The following is a 22,812-nucleotide window of genomic DNA, read 5'->3' as shown; positions in this document are numbered from 1 at the left end:
AGTAACTGACCGTTAATGTGCGTCACACTTAAGCTGTCGTTTTCTGGATCGCTGTCTTTGCCTGCGCCCGTGTCGTCGCCAATCAGGTTGCCTGACACGTTACCGCCTTCGTTCACATCGTAGCTGTTCGCCGTCGCGGTTGGGCCGTCGTTGGTTCCCGTAACCGTGATTGTTAGTGTCGCTGTATCCGTCGCACCTAAGTCATCAGTTACAGTAACTGGCACTTCAATTATAAATTCTTCACCTTCTGCCAAACGGTCATAAGATGATGCATCAAACGTGTAAGTACCATCTGGATTTAGAGTTAAACCTTCTATTTGTGAAGTAGTTGTAAATAACAATGACTCTCCTTCAGGGAGATCCACATCAGTCCCAGTCATACTGCCAGTAATAACTTGGTCTTCCAGTAGCGAACGATTTTCTGGTTCTGCTACTGGCGCATCATTCACTGGAGTCACATCGATATTTACTACAAGTGTATCGGTGCCACCGTTTCCGTCGTTAACGATAACAGTAAAGCTGTCTGGGCCGTTGTAGTTTTCGTTGGGAGTATAAGTCCATTCGCCAGTTTGTGGATCGAGTTCAACACTACCATTCGAAGGCGCGGAAGACTGGGAGAAAGTTAGGACGTCAGATGGATTTTGGTCTGTTGCGACTAGAGTGCCGCTGATCGGTGTGTCTTCATCTGTAACAACAGCAAGACTTTCACCTAGTGGGTCATTATTTAGGTCAACAAAAATTGGCTCGTAGAGACGGAATTGGTTAAGTAGTGTCAAGCTTTGCGTTGGGGAAAGGCCCAAAGACTCAAAGCCTTGCGTAGCAAAATCTGTACTTGCGATGGTTTCTGTTCCATCACGTACAACAGACCCTGAAGAGGTCAAACTAGAGCCGGTTTGCCCACCGGCGGCAGTCGCGAACTCGTCACCGAGTTGGGTTGGGTCTTGCCCTTCTTCTAATGCAGCAAGAATATCTTCAATTTCTGCTGTCAGATCTTGAGACTGGCCATTGTCATCAACCAGCTCGACTTGCAGTTGTTGACCATCTTCACCAGCTTCTGCATTAGACTGAACGATGACTTCACCTGGTTTAGGTAGTTCACCTTCAACTAAAACACGGACATTGCCATTCGCATCAATCACGATGACTTGGTTAGCTGCAAGATTACCCATTGCTACGTAAGTACCAAAACCCATATTTAAGTCCTTTATCCTTGACCACTTTCTTATTCTATTTTGCCAGTGACAAATAATTGGCAACAATTAGATTCATTACTGTTATAAATTAGCATTTTTCTAGTCAACGCTAAACTTTATTTCTCAATAAAACACTCAATAAACATGATACAGGTTTCATTTCTCAACATTGAGAAACTGAACCAAGATCGCACGAAACACGCCAATTAAAGAATACGCCATACTTATAGACACACCAATTACGATGAGTGACCCAGCTCAAAATTAGCAATTTAACAACAGCTTAAATGTCCAATAGATTAGTTTTACCAAGCTCATGGTGTTATTTTATTGACACTATTAATTAATACATCTCACTATTGAGACAAAAAAGTTGAGTATTATCCTCACCCACGAGCACTTCGAGGAGAGTCAGAGTGAATTGGAATAAGTTGAAAGTACTAAGCTGCGCGGTTGCACTTAGCTTTCCTGCACACAGTCAAACATTGGAACAAGCCGTCGCCTTTACCATTACCACCAACCCTGAAATCAAAGCGTCATACAACGAATTCAAGAGTAAATACTTTGATGCTGAAGCATCAGGTGGTGCATATATGCCAACATTGGATTTGGATGCAGGTATTGGCTATGAAGCTATTGATCCTGCCACAACAGCACCAGAAACAGACCTGACTCGCAAAGAAGCCACATTGACCTTAACTCAGCTACTATGGGATGGTTCAGCAACGCTAAACGATATGGATCGCACCGCTGCAGATGCCGAATCGGTTCGATTTCAATTGATGTCTGATGCTCAAGATATCGCTCTTGAAGTCACGAAAATCTACCTTGACGCAACTAAGGCCTACGAAATCCTTACGCTTTCTGAAAGCAACCTTGCTGTACATAAAGAGATCTATACAGACATTAGGAAACGTGTCGAGTCGGGTATTGGCTCTACTGCGGATATGTCCCAAGTTGAAGCGCGTATAGCCAAAGCACACGGTAACCTTCTTGCTGCGCAAAATAATCTGTTTGATGTACACACCCAGTTTAAACGTATCGTCGGTCAAGCTCCGTTAGGGCTGACTTTTCCTCGCGCAGACCAAACAGCGATTCCGTACACAGTTGACGATGCATTAGAGTCTGCATTTAACGGTCACCCTGTAATAAAAGTCGCACAAGCCGACGTCGATTCAGCCCGTTTCCAATACGATCAAACAAAAGGCGTAAACTATCCGACGATCTCTATCGAGGCTAACCAAATCTGGCGTGATGATGCAGGTGGTATCGAAGGCAGTAGCGATGAGTTTTCTGCTATGCTACGTCTACGTTATAACTTGTACAACGGCGGTTCTGATTCAGATCGAACGGAAAGCGCCGCCTACCAACTCAACAAAGCTAAAGATTTTCGTGATAGAACCTATCGCAGCGTCGAGGAAGGTCTACGTCTATCATGGAGTGCGCTGGATTTAACTGTGCAACAAAAAGAGTTTTTAGCAGACCACGTAGATTCGGCATCCGACACCGTAATTGCATACGAAAAACAATACCGGTTAGGAAAGCGCACCTTGCTTGATCTACTCAATACCGAAAACGAGCTTTTTGAAGCGCGTAAAGGTTATTTAGACGCCAAATATGATGAGCAATACGCCAAATACCGTGTCATGAATGCTACAGGCAACCTGTTGGCCGCATTGCGTGTCGATACACCTAAAGAGTGGAACGAGAAGGTAGAATACTGATATGAATAAATCACTCCTAACCTTAGCGATTGTCGCTGGCATAGTCACCGCTCCGCTTAACGCTGAAGATGTATATGAGTATATTGATACGCCAACACCGGAGCAGATTGACGATCTACTTGATGATGACAACGATGGTGTGATCAACGCCCGTGATTTATGCCCACAAACTCCGTTAATGGCCGAGATCGACAACGAAGGCTGTGGCACTTACGTCAAAACAGAACAAGAGCTCAGCTTACATATTTTGTTTGCCAACGACTCTGATAAAATTCAGTCTGATTTTCTTGCTCAAATTCGTGAGATGGCCGAATTTCTCAAAACATACCCTTCTACATCTATTGAGCTTCAGGGGTATGCGAGCAAGGTCGGCAACCCTGATTACAACATGCAATTGTCAGAGCGCCGTGCAACCTCCGTTGAAGATGCGTTAATTGGCAATGGCGTTGAGTCAGACCGAGTACGCATTGTCGGGTACGGTGATACACATCTAGACGCTGGCGGAATAGATGAGATCAGCCACGCGATGAACCGAAAAGTTGTTGCGACAGTTGTTGGCCACAAAGGTAGCGTTAAAGAAGAGTGGACAATTTTTACTAAGATTAAAAAATAACACTTTTAGCATAAAAAGGGGGCTTGGCTCCCTTTTCTATTTTGCTTTGTGGTTATGAGTGTTAACCTAGCGTCGAATCCACGTATGAGATGATACCAATGAGCAAATTAACTTCTGATATTCAAGCAAACCTTGAGCTTTTCGTTGCTGAAACTCAACAATCTAAACTCGTTTGGGGGATGCGTAATGAAGAAGGATGGCTGTCTTGTGACTCAACAGAATTTGAAAACAGCGAAGTGATGCCTTTTTGGTCTTCGAAAGAAGATGCGCAAACGCATAATGTTGAAGAATGGTCAGATTTCGAAGTTCTTGAAATTCCTTTAGATATCTTCGTTGAAGATTGGCTTTTGACTCTAGCAGAGGATGGTGTATTGGTTGGCACCAACTGGAACAGTCAGCTTGAAGGTAAAGAGTTGGAGCCTTCAGATCTCGCGAAAATGTACCTCGACTAACCGCGCAGGTATTTTACACATAAATTAATGCCGCTCTATCACGCGCGGCATTAATTGCCCCCTTCTCAAACCGCTTCTAAGAGAGCTGTTCTACCGTTTTAGACACCTTCTCAGCATCATTAATGATGTCATCGACCACGCCAGATATTTCTTGTGCTTTTTGCCCACTTTGAGCCGTTTCATCTGTCACTGCTTTAATCTTGTCTTGTAACTCTTTAGTAATGGTACTGTTGCGGTTAATAACATCAGTAATTTCTGCAGTAGATTCTGACGTTCTCGCCGCCAATTTACGCACTTCATCGGCCACCACAGCAAAGCCACGCCCTTGATCACCTGCTCGTGCTGCTTCAATCGCCGCATTTAAGGCCAGAAGGTTGGTCTGCTCAGCAATGTCACTGATGGTTGAAATAATGGTTTCCACACTTCTAGATTGTCCGTTTAGCTCTGCGACCAATTCGTTCATTTCATCGACTGAACAATCAATGCCTTGAGAAATAGCTAATAGCGCAGAAATGGTTTCTTTACCAATGTTTGCAGAATCGACGGTTTGCTCAGCAATAGCGTGAGCCGTTGTTGCGGCCTCTTTTACCAGCACCGCCTTTTCGACGCGCTCGGTAATATCGCTGGCTAACTTAATGATTTTAATGACTTGGCCCGTATGGTTATATATGGGATTGTAAGTTGCCTCTAACCACATGCGATTGCCGTGCTTATCTTTGCGTTCAAATAGTCCGCTTTTAACTGAGCCCGAACGTAGCTCTTGCCAAAAATTGGGATTGTTGTGATAAAACTCATCCAAACAGAAAATTCTATGGTGCTTGCCTTCAATTTCGCTCAGGGTATAACCCATATGCTCGAGGAAATTTTTGTTCGCCGTAATGATTGTCCCGTCCGGCTCAAAATCAATCACGGCAAGAGACTTGTCTAAAGCAGCCAACAACGCCCGGTTTCGTTCACGCTCGCGCTGTGCTTCGGTGACATCTGAGGCGACTTTTGCGACATACTCTACCTTGCCATCTTCAGCACAAACAGGAAAATAGGTCGCTTCAACCCAAACCGCTTCTCCTTGCTTATTTTTACGGATAAAGCGACCATTTCGATATTTTCCTTGTGCGAGATCTTGCCACAGTGCACGATACTCTGAGGTATTGACATCTTCGGGAAAACAGAGCGTGCTGTGATGGGTATCGACTAACTCATCTAATTGATATCCGACAACAGTCAAAAACTGAGCGTTCGCATAACGTATATGGCCATCTGTCGTAAACTCGATATATGGCACAGACTCTTTTACGGATAATTTGAAGCTGTTTGCAAGCTCTAACGCTTTTTCCAACTGCAAATTTTTTTCATGCAACTTGCTGCTACGTTTAAACATCAACAATCCTTCACCAAAAGGTATTTGTGTATGTGAGTAGTTTCAGCTTAGTGGGTTTTTGGCGAGATTTCTAACTCGGATAGACGCTTTTTGGAAGGTAAGGTATTGAGATTAATGGGCGAGTTGTTGATTCAACTCACCCAAGATTAGAGTGAGATGATTAACTTTCTGTCGTCTGTTTACGTACAAGTTCTGCCATAACCGCTTCACGGTTAGCAAGGTAATCATTTAGCCCGACTTTTCTCAGTTCGCACGAAGGGCAATCGCCACAACCATCACCAATAATGCCGTTATAACAAGTTAGGGTTTTTTCTCTCACCAATTGCAAAGCGTCATATTGGTCTGCTAACGCCCAGGTTTCCGCTTTATTCAACCACATCAGAGGCGTTGCAATCTCTAACGGACGATCCATACCCTGAACTAGCGCACTATTCATCGCTTTTACGAAATCATTTCGACAATCTGGGTAACCGGAAAAATCAGTCTCGCACACACCGGTAATGACCGTTTGCGCACCGATCTGATAAGCGTAAATACCCGCTAGAGTAAGGAACAAAATATTACGACCTGGAACAAATGAGTTAGGTAAGCCGTTGTCTTGTAACTCGTGGGAGACAGGGATGTCGTCTCGGGTCAATGAACTGATTGCCAACTCATTGAGTAAACCAACATCCATTACCTTGTGTGCTTTAACACCCAGCTCTTTGGCTAAACTCTGCGCGACTTCAATCTCAAGTTTATGACGTTGACCATAGTCAAAGGTAATCGCATGAACTTCATCAAACTCTTTAAGTGCTTGAACTAGACAGGTAGTGGAATCTTGGCCACCGCTAAATACAACGACTGCTTTTTTCATCTGGAATCCTTTATGCAATGCTGAGATATTTATGCGTTTGAATCGATAAACGCCAGTTTCGTGCCACGCATACATCAATGCAAAGTTGCGTTGCGCGCGGCTTTTGGCTAATGGGTTGCAGTGCAATCGTCGTCTCTGCAGAGACACCAGCACGCACCAATAGCTCATCTAACTGATCAATGTCTTTTTGTGTCGCGACAGGATGCTTAATTTCGTTAGCTCGGAGTAGCGCCGAGTCGAGTACTGGGAGCTTACCTTTCATGGCAATCTTTGGTGACACTGTCACCCAGGTGTTTTCACTGGTGCGCACCTCAGATGTACCGCTGGTTTCTATCTGACACTGGCAATCTATCGCTTCAAATGCAGTAGAAAGCGGCGTTAAATCATAGATACAAGGCTCACCGCCCGTGATCACGATATGCTTTGCCGTGTAACCTTGTTTTTTATATTCATCAACGATTTGTTCCGCCGTCACTGAGCACCAAGTCGGCGAATCTTCCTGCTTAGCAAGAATCTCATCGAGAGGACGCTCATCTTGCGGCGTAGCATCCCAAGTTTGCTTAGTATCACACCAAGCACAACCGACCGGACACTCTTGTAAGCGAACAAATACAGAAGGAACGCCTGTGTAGACCCCTTCCCCCTGAATGGTTTGGAACATTTCGTTAATTTTATACAAGTTAAACTCAGCCTAATTCATCATCAAAATTCTGCAGGAACGAGACCTTAAAGGAGTCATCTGGTAAGGTCAACTAAATCATAAATTGATCAATCGAATAGTAGCGATTATTCTGATTGTTTTTGTCTTTCTGTAGTTAGATTTTAGGTAAGTTATGTATAAACTGATAGCCCTCGATATGGATGGAACACTACTGACCAGTGATAAAACCATTTCGCAAAGAACCAAGCTAGCAATTGAACAAGCGCGTCAGAAAGGGGTAAAAGTAGTGCTTGCATCGGGTCGGCCACTCGATGGCATGCAAAGCAAGTTAGATGAGCTTAACATCGAAGGTGACAACGAGTTTGTGGTTTACTTCAATGGCTCTATGGTTAAAGAGATCGGAACCAGCCGAGTGATTCACTCTGCGATTATCGATGGAAAACGAGCGAAACAGGTTGCTCGTTTAGCCGAACAATTCGGACTTGATTGCCATGCTTTTAGCACCGAATATGGGCTGATTACACCAAGATTGAACGAGTACACGGATATAGAATCCACTATTAATCAGATCCCTGTCAGTGTAAAAGAGTTTGATCAACTCGACGACGACCACCCTATCATCAAAGCGATGATTGTCGGCGATCCTGACAAGCTTAGTGCAGCCATTAAGCAGATCCCAAAGGCATACCATGAACAATTCACCATTGTTCAAAGCGCCCCATTCTTTCTCGAATTTCTAAACCTAGGCAGCAATAAAGGGGTTGGCATCAAAGCTATCGCAGATCATCTAGGTATAGATTCTAGTGAAGTCATCTGTATGGGTGACGCCGAAAATGATCACCATATGATTGAGTACGCAGGTCTTGGCGTAGCGATGGAAAATGCGATGGAGCAAACTAAAGCCATCGCCGATCACATCACCTTGAGCAACAACGACGATGGCGTAGCTGTTGTCATTGAAGATTTTATCCTCAAGGGCTAAATCAAGTTGCGATTGCCTGATTATACAGCTTTCGCCACTTTTCTGATTGCTAGGGTAAATACCACCATTAATAACGGGTAACGCAAAGCTTGAGCAACGAGTGATGCAATACTGCTGCTGGAAACGTAACCCGTTAGATTCTCTAGTACGAGATTCAACGCCACAAGTATAGCGGTGATACCGATGAGCGATTTGCCTGACGCGCTTGCTCCTTCCCGTCTGCTTGTGGGCGCAAGGACCAACAGAGTCAAAACGATCACCAGCCAATATGTGAAACTAGGCGTCGGCCAGATTATGGTCAAGACAATGCAAACGAGCGTGAGAATAATCCAAAGCGTTTTCGACGTAATGAGTGACGGAAAGTCCATGTCAGGACTTGATTGTAAACGAATGAGATGCCAAGCGCAGAGAGAGCCCAATAAAGCACCGCTCAAGCTATCGACTAGAAATGCAGCGGCGCTATAAAATTGGGCGAGAGCAAGCCAGCTAATAAGCACAACCCATACTATAGTGTAGCGGTTTACTGACAACTGGTGGCCTCGGCTCAATGCAAGAGCGCCAACGCATGACCAGATCGCAATAGGTAGATTTGGTAAGCTAAAACCGTAACTGGTTATCAGTGCAAGATCGGGGGAATAAACATGAGGCCGTGCCAATGTAAACCCTTGCTGCGCAACCAAACTGAGTAGCGAAGTTACCGTCACAGCAAAGATGACCGTATAACTAAACTCGCGACCAAAACGCCAATAGATGAGCGGAAACATTACAACCATAAGTGATGGCGCCGCTAAGCCATTTCCTGCCACCAGCAGTCGTTCGACGAAATGAAAAAGACCACTAGGAAATGACGAAAACAGATCCTGCAAAGCCCTCAACCAACGCAACTCACGTTGATGAAACTCTGGCGCGGCTTGTGTTAACTCGCTAACCAACACCACACCTTGATCGGTCGCCTGTGGTAACAAGTTCGCTAACCAATCTAGCTGTTCGGGAAAACGATACTCATCTTTATCCACTTTCCAAGGTTCGATCAGCATCGCCGAAGCCACTTCCACACCGTAGTGAGGCGCAAACCAAACGGGCAACTCATGACCACCGATAGCGTTGCTAGACTGAAACGCTACGATGTCAGAGTCAGATACGCAGTCATAAAACACCGCTTTCTCATAACGACCAAGCTCGCTTTTGGCGGTAACCACCAATCCCGTTTCTTCCCAAGCTTCGCGCTGAGCAGCCAACTTAGGGGATTCACCCTGCTCAACTCCCCCAGCCGGAAGAGATAGTTTATCGGTCAGAATCTCTTTTATAAGTACTAGCTTGTCACCGGAGCGAATCACGCACGCCGCAGCGGATATCGAATTATCGCTGGCTACGCTAAAAGTTGAGAATAAAAGACAAGCCAGCGCGACAAACAATGTGAAGATTTTGGGAATAAGCTTCATAAAAAATAGCTATCTAGTTAATTATTTTACGGATTTTCTTAGCCAGTGGATGTGGTGTTCAAAGCCGAACTGCTTATAAAACGCTAATGCAGACTGATTGAACTCCCAAACCTCAACAAACACTTCCTTTACACCATATTCGATAAATCGCTCTTCTATCTGCTGACACAATTTCAACGCAATGCCTTCACCCCGTCTATCTTCAAAAATATAAAGCTCATCAATACTCCCCATCTGTACTGGCTTGCTCACAGTGGAAATGAGTTCACAAAAATGACCAGTGACAAAACCAATCAGGCTATCTTGCTGACAGGCCACAAAAACCAAACACTCAGGATCATCCAAATATCGAGCGATGCTCTTTTCTTGCTCGATCTCCTCTGCGGTTTTAAAGTAGTTTGGGCATTGCTGATGATGTTCATCATGAAGGGCAAACATTAGTTCGTTTAACTGCTCGAGATCGCGCGCAGTAGCACTTCGAATGATCATATGGGACATAAATATTATCGCATCACAAATAAAGGCACAGTTTGGCGGGTTAATGCGATTATTTCAATAAAAAGCCCCTACTGTTAGGGGCTTAGTACGTAAATACAACGGCTCTATGAACTGTAGCTATGAGTGAAGCGCCTTCTCGATTTCTTCTAAGCTGGTTGGATCATCAATGGTGGACGGCACCGTATATTGCTCACCGTCGGCGATCTGGCGAATAGTACGGCGCAAAATTTTACCAGAGCGAGTTTTAGGTAAACGCTCGACCACCAAAGCGTGCTTGAAGCAGGCCACCGCGCCAATTTGGTCGCGAACTTTACCGACCAGTTCACCTTCTAACTGGAGATCGTCTATTTTCACCCCATCTTTAAGCACGACTAATCCTAGTGGGAGTTGGCCTTTCAAATCATCATGCACACCGACAACCGCACATTCAGCAATGGCAGGGTGAGCACCAACGATTTCTTCCATTTCACCGGTAGATAGTCTGTGCCCTGCTACATTAATCACGTCATCGATACGTCCCATGATAAATAGGTAACCCTCTTCGTCGAGATACCCACCATCACCAGAAACATAATATCCCGGGAACTGGCTTAAATAACCGGACTCAAAGCGGTCATGATTACGCCACACCGTCGGTAAGCAGCTTGGTGGTAGAGGGCGTTTCAACGCAACAAAACCCTGCTGATTAGGTGCAACTGGCTCACCCAGCTCATCCAGAATTTCAACTTGATAACCTGGGATTGGCTTAGTCGCTGACCCCGCTTTGATGGGCATAACTTCAATCCCCGTCGGGTTACCTGCAATCGCCCAACCAGTCTCAGTTTGCCACCAGTGATCCACAACTGGCTTAGCCGTTTTGCTCTCTACCCATTCCTGTGTCGGAGGGTCTAGACGTTCACCTGCCATAAAAATGGTTTTCAGATTCGACAGATTAAACTGCTTGATAAGCTCTCCCTCTGGGTCCTCTTTTTTGATCGCACGGAAAGCCGTTGGTGCGGAAAACAGCACATCAACTTGATACTCTTCACACACGCGCCAGAATGCACCCGGATCTGGAGTTCGCACTGGTTTTCCTTCAAACAGCACGGTAGTACAGCCGTGAATAAGTGGAGCGTAAACGATATACGAGTGGCCGACCACCCAGCCAACATCTGACGCCGCCCAGTACACGCCGTCTTGCGGAACATCGTAAATCGCGCTCATAGAATACTTCATCGCCACGGCATGACCGCCGTTGTCTCGCACCACGCCTTTCGGTTTACCTGTCGTTCCTGATGTGTAGAGAATATAGAGAGGATCCGTTGCTAACACAGGTACACATGCATGAGGCTTAACCCCTTCAAGCGCCTCCGCCCAATCAAGATCTCGTTCGGACTGAAGCTCGGCTTCACATTGCGGCCGCTGTAATAAGATAACGCGTTCAGGCTTCCAGCGGCTATCCATAATGGCTCGGTCAACTAACGGCTTGTATGGGATCACCTTATTAATCTCAATACCGCATGAGGCGGTCATGGCTACTTTTGGCTCCGCATCTTCTAAACGAACCGCAAGTTCATTGGCCGCAAAGCCGCCAAACACGACCGAATGTATCGCACCTAATCTTGCACAAGCCAACATTGCCATCGCCGCTTCCGGGATCATCGGCATGTAAATCACCACACGATCACCTTTAGTTACGCCCTGCTCCGCCAACATTCCCGCAATGTTTGCCACTTGGTCCCTAAGTTGTGAGTAGGTGAACTGCTGCTTACTATCTGTAACGGGTGAGTCGTAAATGAGTGCGACCTTCTCACCCCGGCCTTGCTCACAATGATAATCGAGCGCTAACCAAGCAGTGTTAAGCTCCCCATCAGGAAACCAACGCTCAATACCGTTCTCGTCATTGGCGAGTATGGTTTGCGGTGCTTTAAACCAGTCGATGTTTTTGCTTTGCTCTGCCCAAAACGATTCTGGCTGTGACAACGCCCATTGATACTCTTTTTGATATGCAGACATATTGCGTCCTCCAGTATGTCTTGACATGGCTTTCAGTAATTAACAGTGCCAATTACGCAAAGATATCAGAGGGTACACGCACAAATCCCTCCATGATGATTCGAGCGCTGCGGCTCATAACGGCTTTTTCTACGACCCAGCCTTGTTGGTTATGTGAGGCGCTCGCCCCAACCTTTAAAGTTCCTGATGGATGACCAAACGTGACAGACTCCATGTTTCCTCCGCCCGCTGCGCGATTCACTACCGTCCCCGGAACACAAGATGCTGAAGCAATGGCGACTGCGGCCGTTCCCATCATTGCATGGTGGAGTTTTCCCATCGACAAAGCACGAACCAATACATCAACATCCGTTTCGTTGACAGGCTTTCCACTTGAAGACAGGTAGCTCTTCGGTTTAGAAACAAAGGCTATTTTCGGTGTATGTTGACGCGTCGCGGCTTGATCAATTGATTCAATCAGCCCCATTTTTAGCGCCCCGTAGGCCCGAATGGTTTCAAAACGCTCCAACGCGTCGGCATCGCTATTAATGTCGTCTTGCAGTTCTGTCCCGCTATATCTAAGCGCCTCTGCGTCAATAAAAATCGTTGGAATCCCAGCATTAATCAACGTCGCTTCAAACGCACCAATGTTAGGTACCTCCAGTTCATCGATGACATTACCAGTAGGAAACATACTCCCTTCACCATCGGCGGGGTGCATGAAATCAACCTGTATTTCTGCGGCAGGAAAAGTTACCCCATCCAGCTCGAAATTGCCTGCCTCTTGAACCATACCATCAACAATCGGTACGTGAACCACAATGGTTTTGCTGATGTTCACTTGCCATACTCGAACAGCGACGATGCCGTTGTTGGGAATACGCTCTTCATCGACTAATCCGGCATGAATGGCAAACGGGCCAACTGCTGCGGATAAATTGCCACAGTTACCACTCCAATCAACAAACGGTTTGTCTATCGATACTTGACCAAACAGGTAGTCGACATCGTGATTTGGTCTGTCGCTTTTCGACACGATCACCGTTTTACTGGTACTGGAAGTCGCCCCGCCCATCCCATCAATTTGCTTCTCGTAAGGATCTGGGCTGCCTATCACGCGCAATAACAGTTTGTCTCTTGCCTCACCCGGCTCCTGAGCTGTTAAAGGTAGGTCTTGTAAACTGAAAAACACTCCTTTACTGGTACCGCCTCGCATATAGGTAGCAGGGACTTTAATTTGATTTATCATCATCGCCACCTATTGAGATAAGAAATCTTGCGCAAAACGTTGCAACACACCACCTGCGTTGTAGACGTTCACTTCATCTGCTGTGTCTAAACGACATGTCACGGGCACATCAAACTTTTCACCATTGACGCGCGTCACCACCAACGCTAAGTCCGCACCGGGTTTAATCTCTCCAATAACGTCATAGAGCTCACTACCATCAAGCTGCAGCGTCTTGCGGTCGGTTCCTGCTTTAAATTGCAACGGCAACACACCCATCCCCACTAAGTTGGTGCGGTGAATTCGTTCAAAACCCTCGGCAACAATCGCTTCCACTCCCGCAAGCCGCACCCCTTTTGCCGCCCAGTCACGTGACGAGCCCTGTCCGTAATCCGCACCAGCGACAATGATCAGCGGTTGCTTGCGATTCATGTAGGTTTCAATTGCCTCCCACATGCGAGTCACTTTTCCTTCTGGTTCGATTCGTGCCAGTGATCCTTGTACCACATGACCGTTCTCTTGCACCATTTCGTTAAATAGCTTGGGATTGGCAAACGTGGCGCGTTGAGCCGTCAAGTGATCACCACGGTGCGTAGCGTATGAGTTAAAGTCCTCTTCGGGCACATCCATTGAGGCTAGGTATTCCCCAGCTGCGCTGCTGGCAAGGATCGCGTTCGAAGGTGAGATGTGGTCAGTGGTGATGTTGTCACCCAATACCGCAAGCGGCCGCATACCAGATAAGGTTCTTTCTCCTGCCAGCGCCCCTTCCCAATAGGGTGGACGGCGGATATAGGTACTTTTCGCACGCCAATCATAAAGTGGATTAAGGTTGCGCTCACTCTCATCCAGTTTAAACATCTGAATGTAAACCTGATTGAACTGCTCAGGCTTAACATGTTTACCCACTACCTCATCGATCTCTTGGTCGCTTGGCCATAAGTCGTTGAGGTAAATTGGCTTACCTTGCGGATCGTGGTCCAGCGCATCACGTTCTATGTCAAAACGAATCGTGCCAGCGAGTGCGTAAGCCACCACCAAAGGTGGAGAAGCAAGAAATGCCTGCTTCGCATAAGGGTGGATACGGCCATCAAAATTGCGGTTGCCAGACAACACCGCCGTGGTGTAAACGTCACGCTCAATGATTTCTTGCTGAATTTCTGGATCAAGCGCGCCGCTCATACCATTACAGGTGGTACACGCATAAGCGACAATGCCAAAGCCGAGCTTTTCTAGCTCAGGCAGCAGTCCCGCATCTTCAAGATATAGTTTGGCTACTTTCGATCCCGGAGCAAACGACGACTTGACCCAAGGTTTTCGTACCAGACCCAGCTCGTTAGCCTTTTTCGCGACCAAACCTGCGGCAACCACATTACGCGGGTTGCTGGTATTGGTGCACGAGGTAATCGCTGCAATGATCACTGCGCCGTCTGGCAGCTGCCCTTTAGTCTCTTGAAGGTCACTCTGTTTAGCAATCCCTCGCTCTGCCAGCTGTGAAGTAGGCAACCGACGATGTGGATTTGAAGGGCCTGCCATATTACGCGTCACAGACGATAAATCAAACTCGAGCACGCGTTCATATTCAGCAGTGACAAGAGAATCTGCCCATAGCCCCGTTTGCTTGGCGTAGGTTTCTACCAACTCGACTTGCTGTTCATCACGGCCAGTCAGCTTTAAGTAGTTGATGGTCTGTTCATCAATGTAAAACATCCCCGCCGTTGCGCCATACTCTGGCGTCATATTTGAGATAGTGGCGCGGTCACCGATGGTAAGATCTTTTGCGCCTTCACCAAAGAATTCTAAATAGGATGAGACAACTCGTTCACTGCGCAAGAATTCAGTGATGGCTAATACGATATCAGTCGCAGTAATACCCGGCTGGCGTTTACCGCTTAGTTTGACACCAACGATATCCGGTAAGCGCATCATCGATGCTCGACCAAGCATGACGGTCTCGGCTTCTAACCCGCCGACACCAATCGCGATAACACCAAGCGCATCAACATGGGGAGTATGACTGTCAGTACCAACACAGGTATCGGGATACGCGACTCCTTGTTTTGCTTGAACGACTGGTGACATCTTCTCAAGGTTGATTTGGTGCATAATACCGTTGCCAGCAGGGATCACGCTGACATTTTCAAACGCGGTCTTACACCACTCAATGAAGTGGAAACGGTCTTCATTGCGACGCTCTTCAATCGCGCGGTTTTTTTCAAATGCTTCTGGGTCAAAACCGGCATGTTCAACCGCCAATGAGTGGTCCACAATTAATTGAGTTTCAACTACGGGGTTCACTTTAGCCGGATCACCACCTTGCTGAGCGATAGCGTCTCTCAACCCAGCCAGATCGACCAATGCGGTCTGACCAAGAATGTCATGACATACGACACGAGCAGGATACCAAGGAAAGTCTAAGTCACGTTTTCGTTCTATAAGTTGCTCAAGACTTTGATTGAGAGTGCTTGGATCGCAGCGACGGACTAACTGCTCAGCCAGCACACGCGAGGTATACGGGAGCTTTTCGTAAGCCCCCGGAGAAAGGGCGTTTACGGCTTCACGGGCATCAAAGAAATCTAGATGGGTTCCCGGAAGCGATTTTCGGAATTGGGTATTCATGCTCATATCTACTTCCAATTAGCTAGAGTTTTGCTCCCTTATGCGCAGGGAGCAACAAGAGAGGACTATCGTTTTTCGATAGGCACCCAGTCTTGATGATCTGGCCCAGTGTAGTCGGCACTTGGACGGATAATTCGATTGTTAGCACGTTGTTCAAACACGTGTGCCGCCCAGCCTGTCAATCGGCTCATAACAAAGATAGGTGTGAACAACTTGGTCGGAATATCCATAAAATGATACGCAGAGGCGTGAAAGAAATCCGCGTTACAGAACAGTCCCTTCTCACGCTTCATCACCGCCTCAACTCGCTCTGATACCGCGTAAAGGTGGGTGTCACCGACGGCTTTTGACAACTCTTTAGACCAACGTTTTATCAATGCATTCCTTGGATCGCTCTCGCGATAGATAGCATGACCAAAGCCCATGATTTTGTCTTTGTTCGCCAGCATCTGCATGATGTTCTCTTCGGCTTCGTCGGGGGTTTGCCAGTCTTGGATCATCTCCATTGCGGCTTCGTTGGCACCACCATGTAACGGACCGCGCAATGTACCGATTGCCGCTGTAATACATGAGTGAAGGTCAGAAAGTGTTGAAGCACATACTCGCGCCGCAAATGTAGAGGCATTAAACTCATGCTCCGCATACAGAATCAACGAACAATGCATCACCTGCTTGTGTATCTCGGTCGGCTCTTTATCGGTGAGCATTTTTAGGAAGTAACCGCCGATACAAGTTTGTGACTGGTCTTGCGTATCGATACGTACGCCATCATGACTAAAACGATACCAATAACAAATGATCGCTGGGAACAATGCCAGCATTCGCTCAGTTGCATCTAACTGCTCGGCAAAACTCATCTCTTGTTCCAAATTGCCGAGCATCGAGCAACCTGTTCGCATCACATCCATTGGGTGCGCGCCAGCAGGAATCAATTCTAACGCTTGCTTAAGCTCGTCAGGTAGACCCCGCATCCCTACCAAACGTGTCTTATAATCGTCCAGATCTTTTTGGTTTGGCAAATGGCCGCGTAACAATAGGTGGGCAACTTCTTCAAACTGAGCATTATTGGCTAAATCGGTAATATCGTAACCACGATAAGTCAGCCCTGTCCCTGTTTTTCCGACCGTACACAAAGCTGTGCTACCGGCACTTTGACCTCTAAGGCCAGCGCCACCTAACTCTTCACTCTTTTTCGCTGATAAAGGCATTTTGAACTCCTTTTCTGTTTGATAGCGCTCTCTTAGCGGAGCATGTAATATCAAACCGTTTCACATTATTGGATTGAACTTAAATGGGTTTCTTGGGCTTACGCCGTGCTATTGTCCTTCAGTGAAAAGCTGATCCAGCTTGTCTTCATAATCATGGTATTTAAGATGCGCGTAGAGCTCGTTACGGGTTTGCATAGACTCGGTCAACGCTTCTTGATTACCCACCTCAAGCAGATGTTTGTATACCGTTTCCGCCGCTCGGTTCATTGCGCGGAAAGCACTAAGCGGGTAAAGCACCATATCGACTTTAGACTTAGCTAATTCATCACAGCCATAGAGTGGCGTTTGACCAAACTCAGTAATGTTAGCCAAAATAGGCACATGTTTGCCCGTTGCACTTTCAAGCGCCTCAGAGAACTGAACATATTGCTCGAGCTTGTTCATGGCTTCAGGGAAGATCATATCCGCCCCCGCTTCAACGCAGGCAATCGCTCGTTCAATCGCGCTATCAATACCTTCCACCGCCAATGCATCGGTACGCGCCATAACAACAAAACTGTCGTGGTTGCGAGCATCGACCGCCGCTTTAACGCGATCAACCATCTCTTGTTGGCTCACAATCGCTTTATTCGGTCTGTGTCCGCAACGTTTTTGCGCGACTTGGTCTTCCATGTGCACAGCTCCTGCACCTGCTTTCTCCATCGCTTTTATGGTACGTGCGATATTGAAGGCGCCGCCAAAGCCAGTATCAATATCGACCAAAAGCGGCAAGTCACACGCATTGGTAATTCGTTCCACATCCACCAGCACATCGTTCAAGGTCGTGATACCTAAATCTGGCAAACCATAGGACGCATTGGCAATCCCACCACCCGACAAGTAAATCGCTTGATGGCCGAGATTTTTCGCCATCATGGCGCAGTATGGATTGATGGTTCCTACGATTTGTAATGGATCGTGTTGCTCGACAGCCAGTCTAAACTTGGCACCTTGCGTTAAACTCATGGCACTTTCCTCTAGTCCCTTAGGATCTGTTGTTCGATTAGGGTTCGACTACCTGAGATATGACGACGCATCAGCATCTCAGCCAATTCTTCGTCTCTGTTCTTGATAGCTTGCAAAATGTACTTATGCTCATCCAGTGCTTCGACAGGACGAGATTGTGCTCTAGGTGATTGATATCGATACATACGCAGCAAGTGGTACAGTTCATTACACAATAGCGAAATCAGTTTACTGTTGCGGCTGGCCAAAATAATTCGATAGTGAAAGTCAAAATCACCATGCTGATGAAAGTAAGAAGCCCCTTCCACCTCGTCGATATGATCGGAATGTGTCGACAATACCGCTTCTAATCTCGCAAGCTGTTCGGCGGTAATGTGCCTCGCGGCTAAACGTGCCGCCATGCCTTCTAACGCTTCTCGTACTGCATAAAGTTCGACCAACTTCTCTGGTGAGAAAGTGATAACACGAGCACCAACATGCGGAATTCGCTCGATAAGACCTAACCCCTCTACACGCATTATCGCTTCGCGTAAAGGCCCGCGGCTAACTTGATACTGCTTGGCTAATTCAGGTTCAGAAATCTTGCTACCTGGAGCAATGTCACCGTTGACGATCGCTTCTACTAAAGACTCAGTCAAACTTTCAGACTTGGTGTTTTCCTTTTCAGGGGCACCTTCTTTTAAGCGAGTTTTAAGTTCTATATTCATCTTATTTCGCACTCAATGCTTTGATAGCCATCTGTCTACAATCTGTTCCAATACGTTTAAAATAGACCATAACATTGTCGACAATCAAGAGTATTGTCGACAATTTAGACCAAGGTAGTAGAGGAGCGGCTAGAAAACGCATCATTTTGATAGACACCTGCTATGTGACCTAGGACGACATATTCGCAAACGCTACTAGGAGCGAGTGGTGATATAAGATTAGTATCTTAGCTATAGAAAGGATTCTTCTAGAACAATAGGCTTATGGACAGCGTAGCGATTAAATTGATTTTCTCAGCATTACTCACCACGACGCTTTGTGGTTGCTCGATGTTTACTTCAGATGCACGAGATCCATACTATCCCCTGTTAAGAGACAGCACTTACTCTGAAGAAGAGATAGCCGTCATTGAGTCTGATAATGTGTTGAAATCAGCCTTAAAACACAACCACTATGTTCTGGTCGATGACCAAAATCAGGTCAACCAATCGGTCGACAAAGTCTTCGCAGAAGCGATCCGTAACCGCGCAATTTCTATAACAGATTTGAAAGACAAACCGTTTCATCAGGGGTTGGAAACCATCATCAAGCAGTTTACTTGTGAACTGTACGCAAGCCAGCAACCCTCTGATTCAGTTCAACTCTGCCCACAATCCAACCAAATTGTCGACAATGGGCTTGGCTATTTGCCATTTCAGGAAGGGTTGCGCTTTACACAACGAATCAGAACCGCAGAGCAAAATGCCAATGATTCATTATTACTAGAAATGTTTCTTAAAAGCACCCATGAGCGACCGCTGAACTCGCTGTGGGGCGCCGTCCATGAACTGGGTCATTTCAAAGGCAGTCGACTGCCTGCTGAAAGTTTGGTTCTTACCGTCAACTTACAAGCGTATAAAAAGGATTCCAACGCGCATATGTGGCGCTATATGCATCATGAGCCGCTTATTTTCTTTGTGGTACTTCCATCTGTCGATCATCTAATCAACCGACCTAACGAAATTGAGAGCATGGATTTCGCCTATCGCAGCGCTAAACTGCTCGTGGTTGATAGTCGCTGACATTTGCGGCTGGCGCCAGTTTGGGCGACATTTGGCTGTGAAATTCTTCGGTCTATTCACTTAAATTCGTATCATTGGTTCACAATTTCAGCAAATCAGCTCCTACCACCTTAGTCTTACTTATATATCCAGCTAAATTTGATTTATTTACGAATAAATACCTGCTACTTTTTAATGAATTATTAACAGGCGTTACAACTTATTGTTTCGAATAGATTTACTCGAAGCATTTTCGTCAGTTTTAAAGGATGCAATATGGCTGAAAGATATTCGGCGTCGGCAAGCCCTATGTCTGCAAAAGATTATAAAGGGGTAGAACACAAGGTAAGCGAATTTTCCGTCACTCAAGCGCTATCGGATCTTTTTTCAATTTCCGCAACCCTTGTCTCTAGCAGTTTCGATGCTAAAAGTCAGCTAGGTCAGCTTCTCACCATCAATCGTTACTCGAACAACTCAGGCAGTGCGACTTTAACACGCTCTTTTAATGGCGTGATTACCCGGATTGAAAACTTGGGTATGGACAGCAATTTGCAATACGTGTTGTATCGAGTCACTCTGAGTCCGTGGCTGGGTTTACTCAAACATAGTCATGCGTTTCGTGTTTACCAAAACCAGTCAACCAAAGACATCGTCAGCGACATCTTCGACAATGCGGGTTTCAAAGGCTGCTACAAGATAGCGAAAATGCCAACAACCAAGCGGGAATATTGTCTGCAGTACAATGAGTCTGACTTTGACTTTGTTATCCGTCTACTTGCAGAAGAAGGAGTGCACTACTTTTTCACCCATACAGAGAAAGAGCACACCTTGGTTTTGCAAGATGCTCAGTCGCCATTCGACAAAGCGAGCACGAGCAAGTTTGATATGGCAGAAACACCATCAGGATCTTTGCCGTTATTAGCATCATGGGCTCCAGATCTCGCGTTTCATGGCGCGAGTATTGAACTCACTGCGTACGACTATACACAAAGTAAGCTCGTAACCAGCAAAGCTCAAAAGAGCAGCCACTCAATCGCCAACAACACGAAACTCACACAAGTCCACTATCCACCTCTTGGCATCTCCGGAGACAAAACCGATCTTGCTAGTAATTTGGCAAAACGCCGAATCGAGCAATTGGGACAAAACTACCAAACCATTCAAGTGACTGCGAAACACGATTTGTTCGATATAGCGACTTGGTTTTCTCTTGCGAGCCATTTGGACAAGTCACAACTGTCTGACTACTCAATTGTCGCGCTGCACACTCGCTATACAGAGGATGTTGTCTCTCCGAGTGAAGTAAAAGTCATACCGAAAGCTACAACTTACTACCCAGATCCGATCGATAAACAGCAAGTCCATGGTTTACAAAGTGCAACGGTTGCAGGCTCGACTATTGGTGAAATCAACCAAGACGATCAAGGTAGAGTCAGAATCCAGTTTCATTGGGACACCGAAGCAAGTGGTGATAAGACAAGTTGTTACGTTCGAGTTGCTCAAATGATGGCTGGTAACGGGTATGGTGCGCAATTTGTTCCTCGGGTTGGGCAAGAAGTGCTTGTCGCCTTTATTGATGGAGACCCAGATCAGCCAATCATTACAGGTAGTGTCTACAACAGCAAAAACGTGCCGCCCTATAAAGAAGCAAACACAACCAAAAGTGGCATAAAAACCAAGTTGGCTGGTCAATCAAATGAATTGTATTTCGATGATAAGAAAGACAATGAGCTGATTTATTTACACGCTGCCAAGGACATTACTCAAGAAGTAGAGAATAACCATACTGAAACCATTAAAGGCGAGTTGACCCAAAAGGTTACCAAACAAATGTCTATTTCGACGGAAGACAACTACAGCCTTGCAGTAACAAAAGCGATGTCCGAAAAAGCAAAATCTATCACGATAGAAGCTGATGACAGCATAGATATTAAAGTGGGTTCGAGCAAAATATCGATCTCCTCTTCCTCCATTTCAATCGAAGCGTCGAATATCGATATAAAAGCCAGCAGTGCTTTAAGCCTTGAAGGTACCAACGTAACCAGTAAAGCGACTTCAGCAAATAAAATCTCTGGTACCACAACTGCTTTGGAAGCAACAAGTTCCAATTCTATCAAGGGATTAAGTGTTGCCATTAAAGCCGACACCACACTTTCCGCAGAAGGTTCACTCAGCGCAGAATTTAAATCCGGCTTAAAAGCGACCTTCGACGGCGGTGTTATGGGTGAAGTTAAAGGGGCAATCGTTAAGGTAAACTAATGATTTATAAAAAAATTCCTTATCAAAATTGCGGTCAGATCTTACCTAGATTTACCGCATCTGAAGAAGCTAAACAGCAACTTGACGATACTTTCACAATCGAACAAACGATTCAGTTGCTGATAGACAACGAACTCTACAATGATTTGATGCAGTTTCTTGCACATGCACTTCCAGTCCGTGAAGCCATTTGGTGGGCAAGCTTGTGTATTCAATTGCGCCAAGATGTTTGGAATACGACCCAGATCCAATGCATTCAAACCGCCCAACAATGGGTGCAAAGTCCTGCAGAAGAGCTAAGACGAAAAGCTGAACTGCTTTCTAATCGATTGAACCTTAATTGTGGGCCATCTTGGTTAGCTCAAGCAGTGTTTTGGAACGGGTCTGCGAGCATAGTTGCGCCCGACCTCCCTGCTGTACTTCCAGACCCATATCTGTACGCGAAAGCAGTCGCTGGCTCTATTAACCATGCAGCGGCCTTACCCAACTGGGACGGAACATCAGACTACTACTTACAAGCAACAAATTTTGCGCTTGATATTGCCAATGGCGGCAACGGAGGAAAAGGATGACTTTAGCTGCGCGACTAACCGACATGCACGTTTGCCCAATGCAAACCCCTGCTACACCTCCAATTCCTCATGTGGGAGGACCTATCACAGGGCCAGGAGCACCTACAGTACTGATTGGCAATATGCCAGCCGCCACATTAGGTGATGTCTGTGTGTGTGTTGGCACGCCAGATTCTATCGTGAAAGGCAGTGCAACAGTGTTGTTTACCAGTAAACCTGCCGCTCGTATGGGGGACACTACTGCACATGGTGGCACAATAGTTTTAGGCATGCCGACGGTGTTGATTGGTGGTTAAAAACCTTTCCATCAACAAGGGCTTAATTGAAAATTAACCGTCCTCCGTCCAATTTTCTAGATGTGCATCACCTTTTTGTGCAAATTATAAATTTGAACGGGCCTTTT

The 22,812-nt window shown here is 46.2% G+C and carries 19 protein-coding genes and 2 pseudogenes; 8 read left to right on the top strand and 13 right to left on the bottom strand.

The window, feature by feature from the left end; translation table 11 throughout:
- Window positions 1–1,193, bottom strand: a 1,193-nt coding sequence (locus tag TW81_RS10630; protein ID WP_045955675.1) for an Ig-like domain-containing protein, incomplete at its 3' end; no start/stop codon positions are given.
- Window positions 1,194–1,609: 416 nt separating this feature from the next.
- Here TW81_RS10630 and TW81_RS10625 point away from each other — a divergent pair.
- The 3 genes from TW81_RS10625 to TW81_RS10615 all read left to right on the top strand — a co-directional run bounded on the left by TW81_RS10625 (window position 1,610) and on the right by TW81_RS10615 (window position 3,982).
- Window positions 1,610–2,917: a TolC family outer membrane protein gene (locus TW81_RS10625; RefSeq protein WP_045955674.1), complete on the top strand. Its 1,308-nt coding sequence runs from the start codon at window positions 1,610–1,612 to the stop codon at window positions 2,915–2,917.
- Window position 2,918: 1 nt separating this feature from the next.
- Window positions 2,919–3,530, top strand: coding sequence for an OmpA family protein (locus TW81_RS10620; protein WP_045955673.1), 612 nt, complete (start codon window positions 2,919–2,921; stop codon window positions 3,528–3,530).
- Window positions 3,531–3,628: 98 nt separating this feature from the next.
- A complete protein-coding gene (locus TW81_RS10615) occupies window positions 3,629–3,982 on the top strand; it encodes a DUF2750 domain-containing protein (RefSeq protein ID WP_045955672.1) in 354 nt (117 codons plus the stop codon).
- Between the two features lie 76 nt (window positions 3,983–4,058).
- Here TW81_RS10615 and TW81_RS19675 read toward each other — a convergent pair.
- From TW81_RS19675 to queE, 4 genes and pseudogenes are all read right to left on the bottom strand, one after another.
- Window positions 4,059–4,400, bottom strand: a pseudogene (locus tag TW81_RS19675) (methyl-accepting chemotaxis protein); the annotation flags it as partial.
- A gap of 195 nt (window positions 4,401–4,595) precedes the next feature.
- A pseudogene (locus TW81_RS19670) lies at window positions 4,596–5,360 on the bottom strand (PAS domain-containing protein); the annotation flags it as partial.
- Between the two features lie 160 nt (window positions 5,361–5,520).
- Complete coding sequence (gene queC / locus TW81_RS10605) at window positions 5,521–6,216, bottom strand: 7-cyano-7-deazaguanine synthase QueC (protein WP_045955670.1); 696 nt, start codon at window positions 6,214–6,216, stop codon at window positions 5,521–5,523.
- 10 nt (window positions 6,217–6,226) lie between these two features.
- Window positions 6,227–6,895, bottom strand: a complete 669-nt coding sequence (gene queE, locus TW81_RS10600; RefSeq protein ID WP_156980940.1) for a 7-carboxy-7-deazaguanine synthase QueE — start codon at window positions 6,893–6,895, stop codon at window positions 6,227–6,229.
- A 154-nt stretch (window positions 6,896–7,049) separates the two neighbouring features.
- On the opposite strand from queE, the gene TW81_RS10595 reads away from it, so the two are divergent.
- The gene (locus TW81_RS10595) at window positions 7,050–7,859 is read left to right on the top strand and encodes a Cof-type HAD-IIB family hydrolase (protein WP_045955668.1); all 810 of its coding nucleotides are present in this window, start codon (window positions 7,050–7,052) and stop codon (window positions 7,857–7,859) included.
- A 20-nt stretch (window positions 7,860–7,879) separates the two neighbouring features.
- Here TW81_RS10595 and TW81_RS10590 read toward each other — a convergent pair whose 3' ends face one another.
- From TW81_RS10590 to TW81_RS10555, 8 genes are all read right to left on the bottom strand, one after another.
- Window positions 7,880–9,301 carry an NUDIX hydrolase gene (locus tag TW81_RS10590; protein WP_045955667.1) on the bottom strand — a complete coding sequence of 474 codons (1,422 nt, stop codon included), beginning with the start codon at window positions 9,299–9,301 and terminating at the stop codon, window positions 7,880–7,882.
- A 21-nt stretch (window positions 9,302–9,322) separates the two neighbouring features.
- Window positions 9,323–9,799 (bottom strand): GNAT family N-acetyltransferase, encoded by a 477-nt coding sequence (locus TW81_RS10585; protein ID WP_045955666.1) that lies wholly within the window; start codon window positions 9,797–9,799, stop codon window positions 9,323–9,325.
- Window positions 9,800–9,916: 117 nt separating this feature from the next.
- Window positions 9,917–11,794: a propionyl-CoA synthetase gene (locus TW81_RS10580; protein ID WP_045955665.1), complete on the bottom strand. Its 1,878-nt coding sequence runs from the start codon at window positions 11,792–11,794 to the stop codon at window positions 9,917–9,919.
- A gap of 52 nt (window positions 11,795–11,846) precedes the next feature.
- The gene (gene prpF, locus TW81_RS10575; protein ID WP_045955664.1) at window positions 11,847–13,025 is read right to left on the bottom strand and encodes a 2-methylaconitate cis-trans isomerase PrpF; all 1,179 of its coding nucleotides are present in this window, start codon (window positions 13,023–13,025) and stop codon (window positions 11,847–11,849) included.
- 6 nt (window positions 13,026–13,031) lie between these two features.
- Window positions 13,032–15,623, bottom strand: a complete 2,592-nt coding sequence (gene acnD / locus TW81_RS10570) for a Fe/S-dependent 2-methylisocitrate dehydratase AcnD (protein ID WP_045955663.1) — start codon at window positions 15,621–15,623, stop codon at window positions 13,032–13,034.
- Window positions 15,624–15,682: 59 nt separating this feature from the next.
- Window positions 15,683–16,825 carry a bifunctional 2-methylcitrate synthase/citrate synthase gene (gene prpC / locus TW81_RS10565; protein WP_045955662.1) on the bottom strand — a complete coding sequence of 381 codons (1,143 nt, stop codon included), beginning with the start codon at window positions 16,823–16,825 and terminating at the stop codon, window positions 15,683–15,685.
- Between the two features lie 108 nt (window positions 16,826–16,933).
- Window positions 16,934–17,830, bottom strand: coding sequence for a methylisocitrate lyase (gene prpB, locus TW81_RS10560; protein WP_045955661.1), 897 nt, complete (start codon window positions 17,828–17,830; stop codon window positions 16,934–16,936).
- Window positions 17,831–17,841: 11 nt separating this feature from the next.
- Window positions 17,842–18,537 (bottom strand): GntR family transcriptional regulator, encoded by a 696-nt coding sequence (locus TW81_RS10555; RefSeq protein ID WP_045955660.1) that lies wholly within the window; start codon window positions 18,535–18,537, stop codon window positions 17,842–17,844.
- A gap of 330 nt (window positions 18,538–18,867) precedes the next feature.
- Here TW81_RS10555 and TW81_RS10550 point away from each other — a divergent pair, with 330 nt between their 5' ends.
- From TW81_RS10550 to TW81_RS10535, 4 genes are all read left to right on the top strand, one after another.
- Window positions 18,868–19,599 (top strand): hypothetical protein, encoded by a 732-nt coding sequence (locus TW81_RS10550; protein WP_239424326.1) that lies wholly within the window; start codon window positions 18,868–18,870, stop codon window positions 19,597–19,599.
- A gap of 255 nt (window positions 19,600–19,854) precedes the next feature.
- Window positions 19,855–21,837 (top strand): type VI secretion system Vgr family protein, encoded by a 1,983-nt coding sequence (locus TW81_RS10545; protein ID WP_045955658.1) that lies wholly within the window; start codon window positions 19,855–19,857, stop codon window positions 21,835–21,837.
- A complete protein-coding gene (locus tag TW81_RS10540) occupies window positions 21,837–22,409 on the top strand; it encodes a DUF6931 family protein (protein WP_045955657.1) in 573 nt (190 codons plus the stop codon). Before TW81_RS10545 ends, TW81_RS10540 begins: the two co-directional genes overlap by 1 nt.
- Window positions 22,406–22,705 (top strand): PAAR domain-containing protein, encoded by a 300-nt coding sequence (locus TW81_RS10535; RefSeq protein ID WP_045955656.1) that lies wholly within the window; start codon window positions 22,406–22,408, stop codon window positions 22,703–22,705. Before TW81_RS10540 ends, TW81_RS10535 begins: the two co-directional genes overlap by 4 nt.
- Window positions 22,706–22,812: the final 107 nt, after the last annotated feature.

Origin of the sequence: Vibrio galatheae, assembly GCF_000967545.1 — a bacterium.
Lineage (GTDB): Bacteria > Pseudomonadota > Gammaproteobacteria > Enterobacterales > Vibrionaceae > Vibrio > Vibrio galatheae.
The sequence above is the reverse complement of the archived record's forward strand: the minus strand, read 5'-3'. Positions and strand labels throughout refer to the sequence as shown.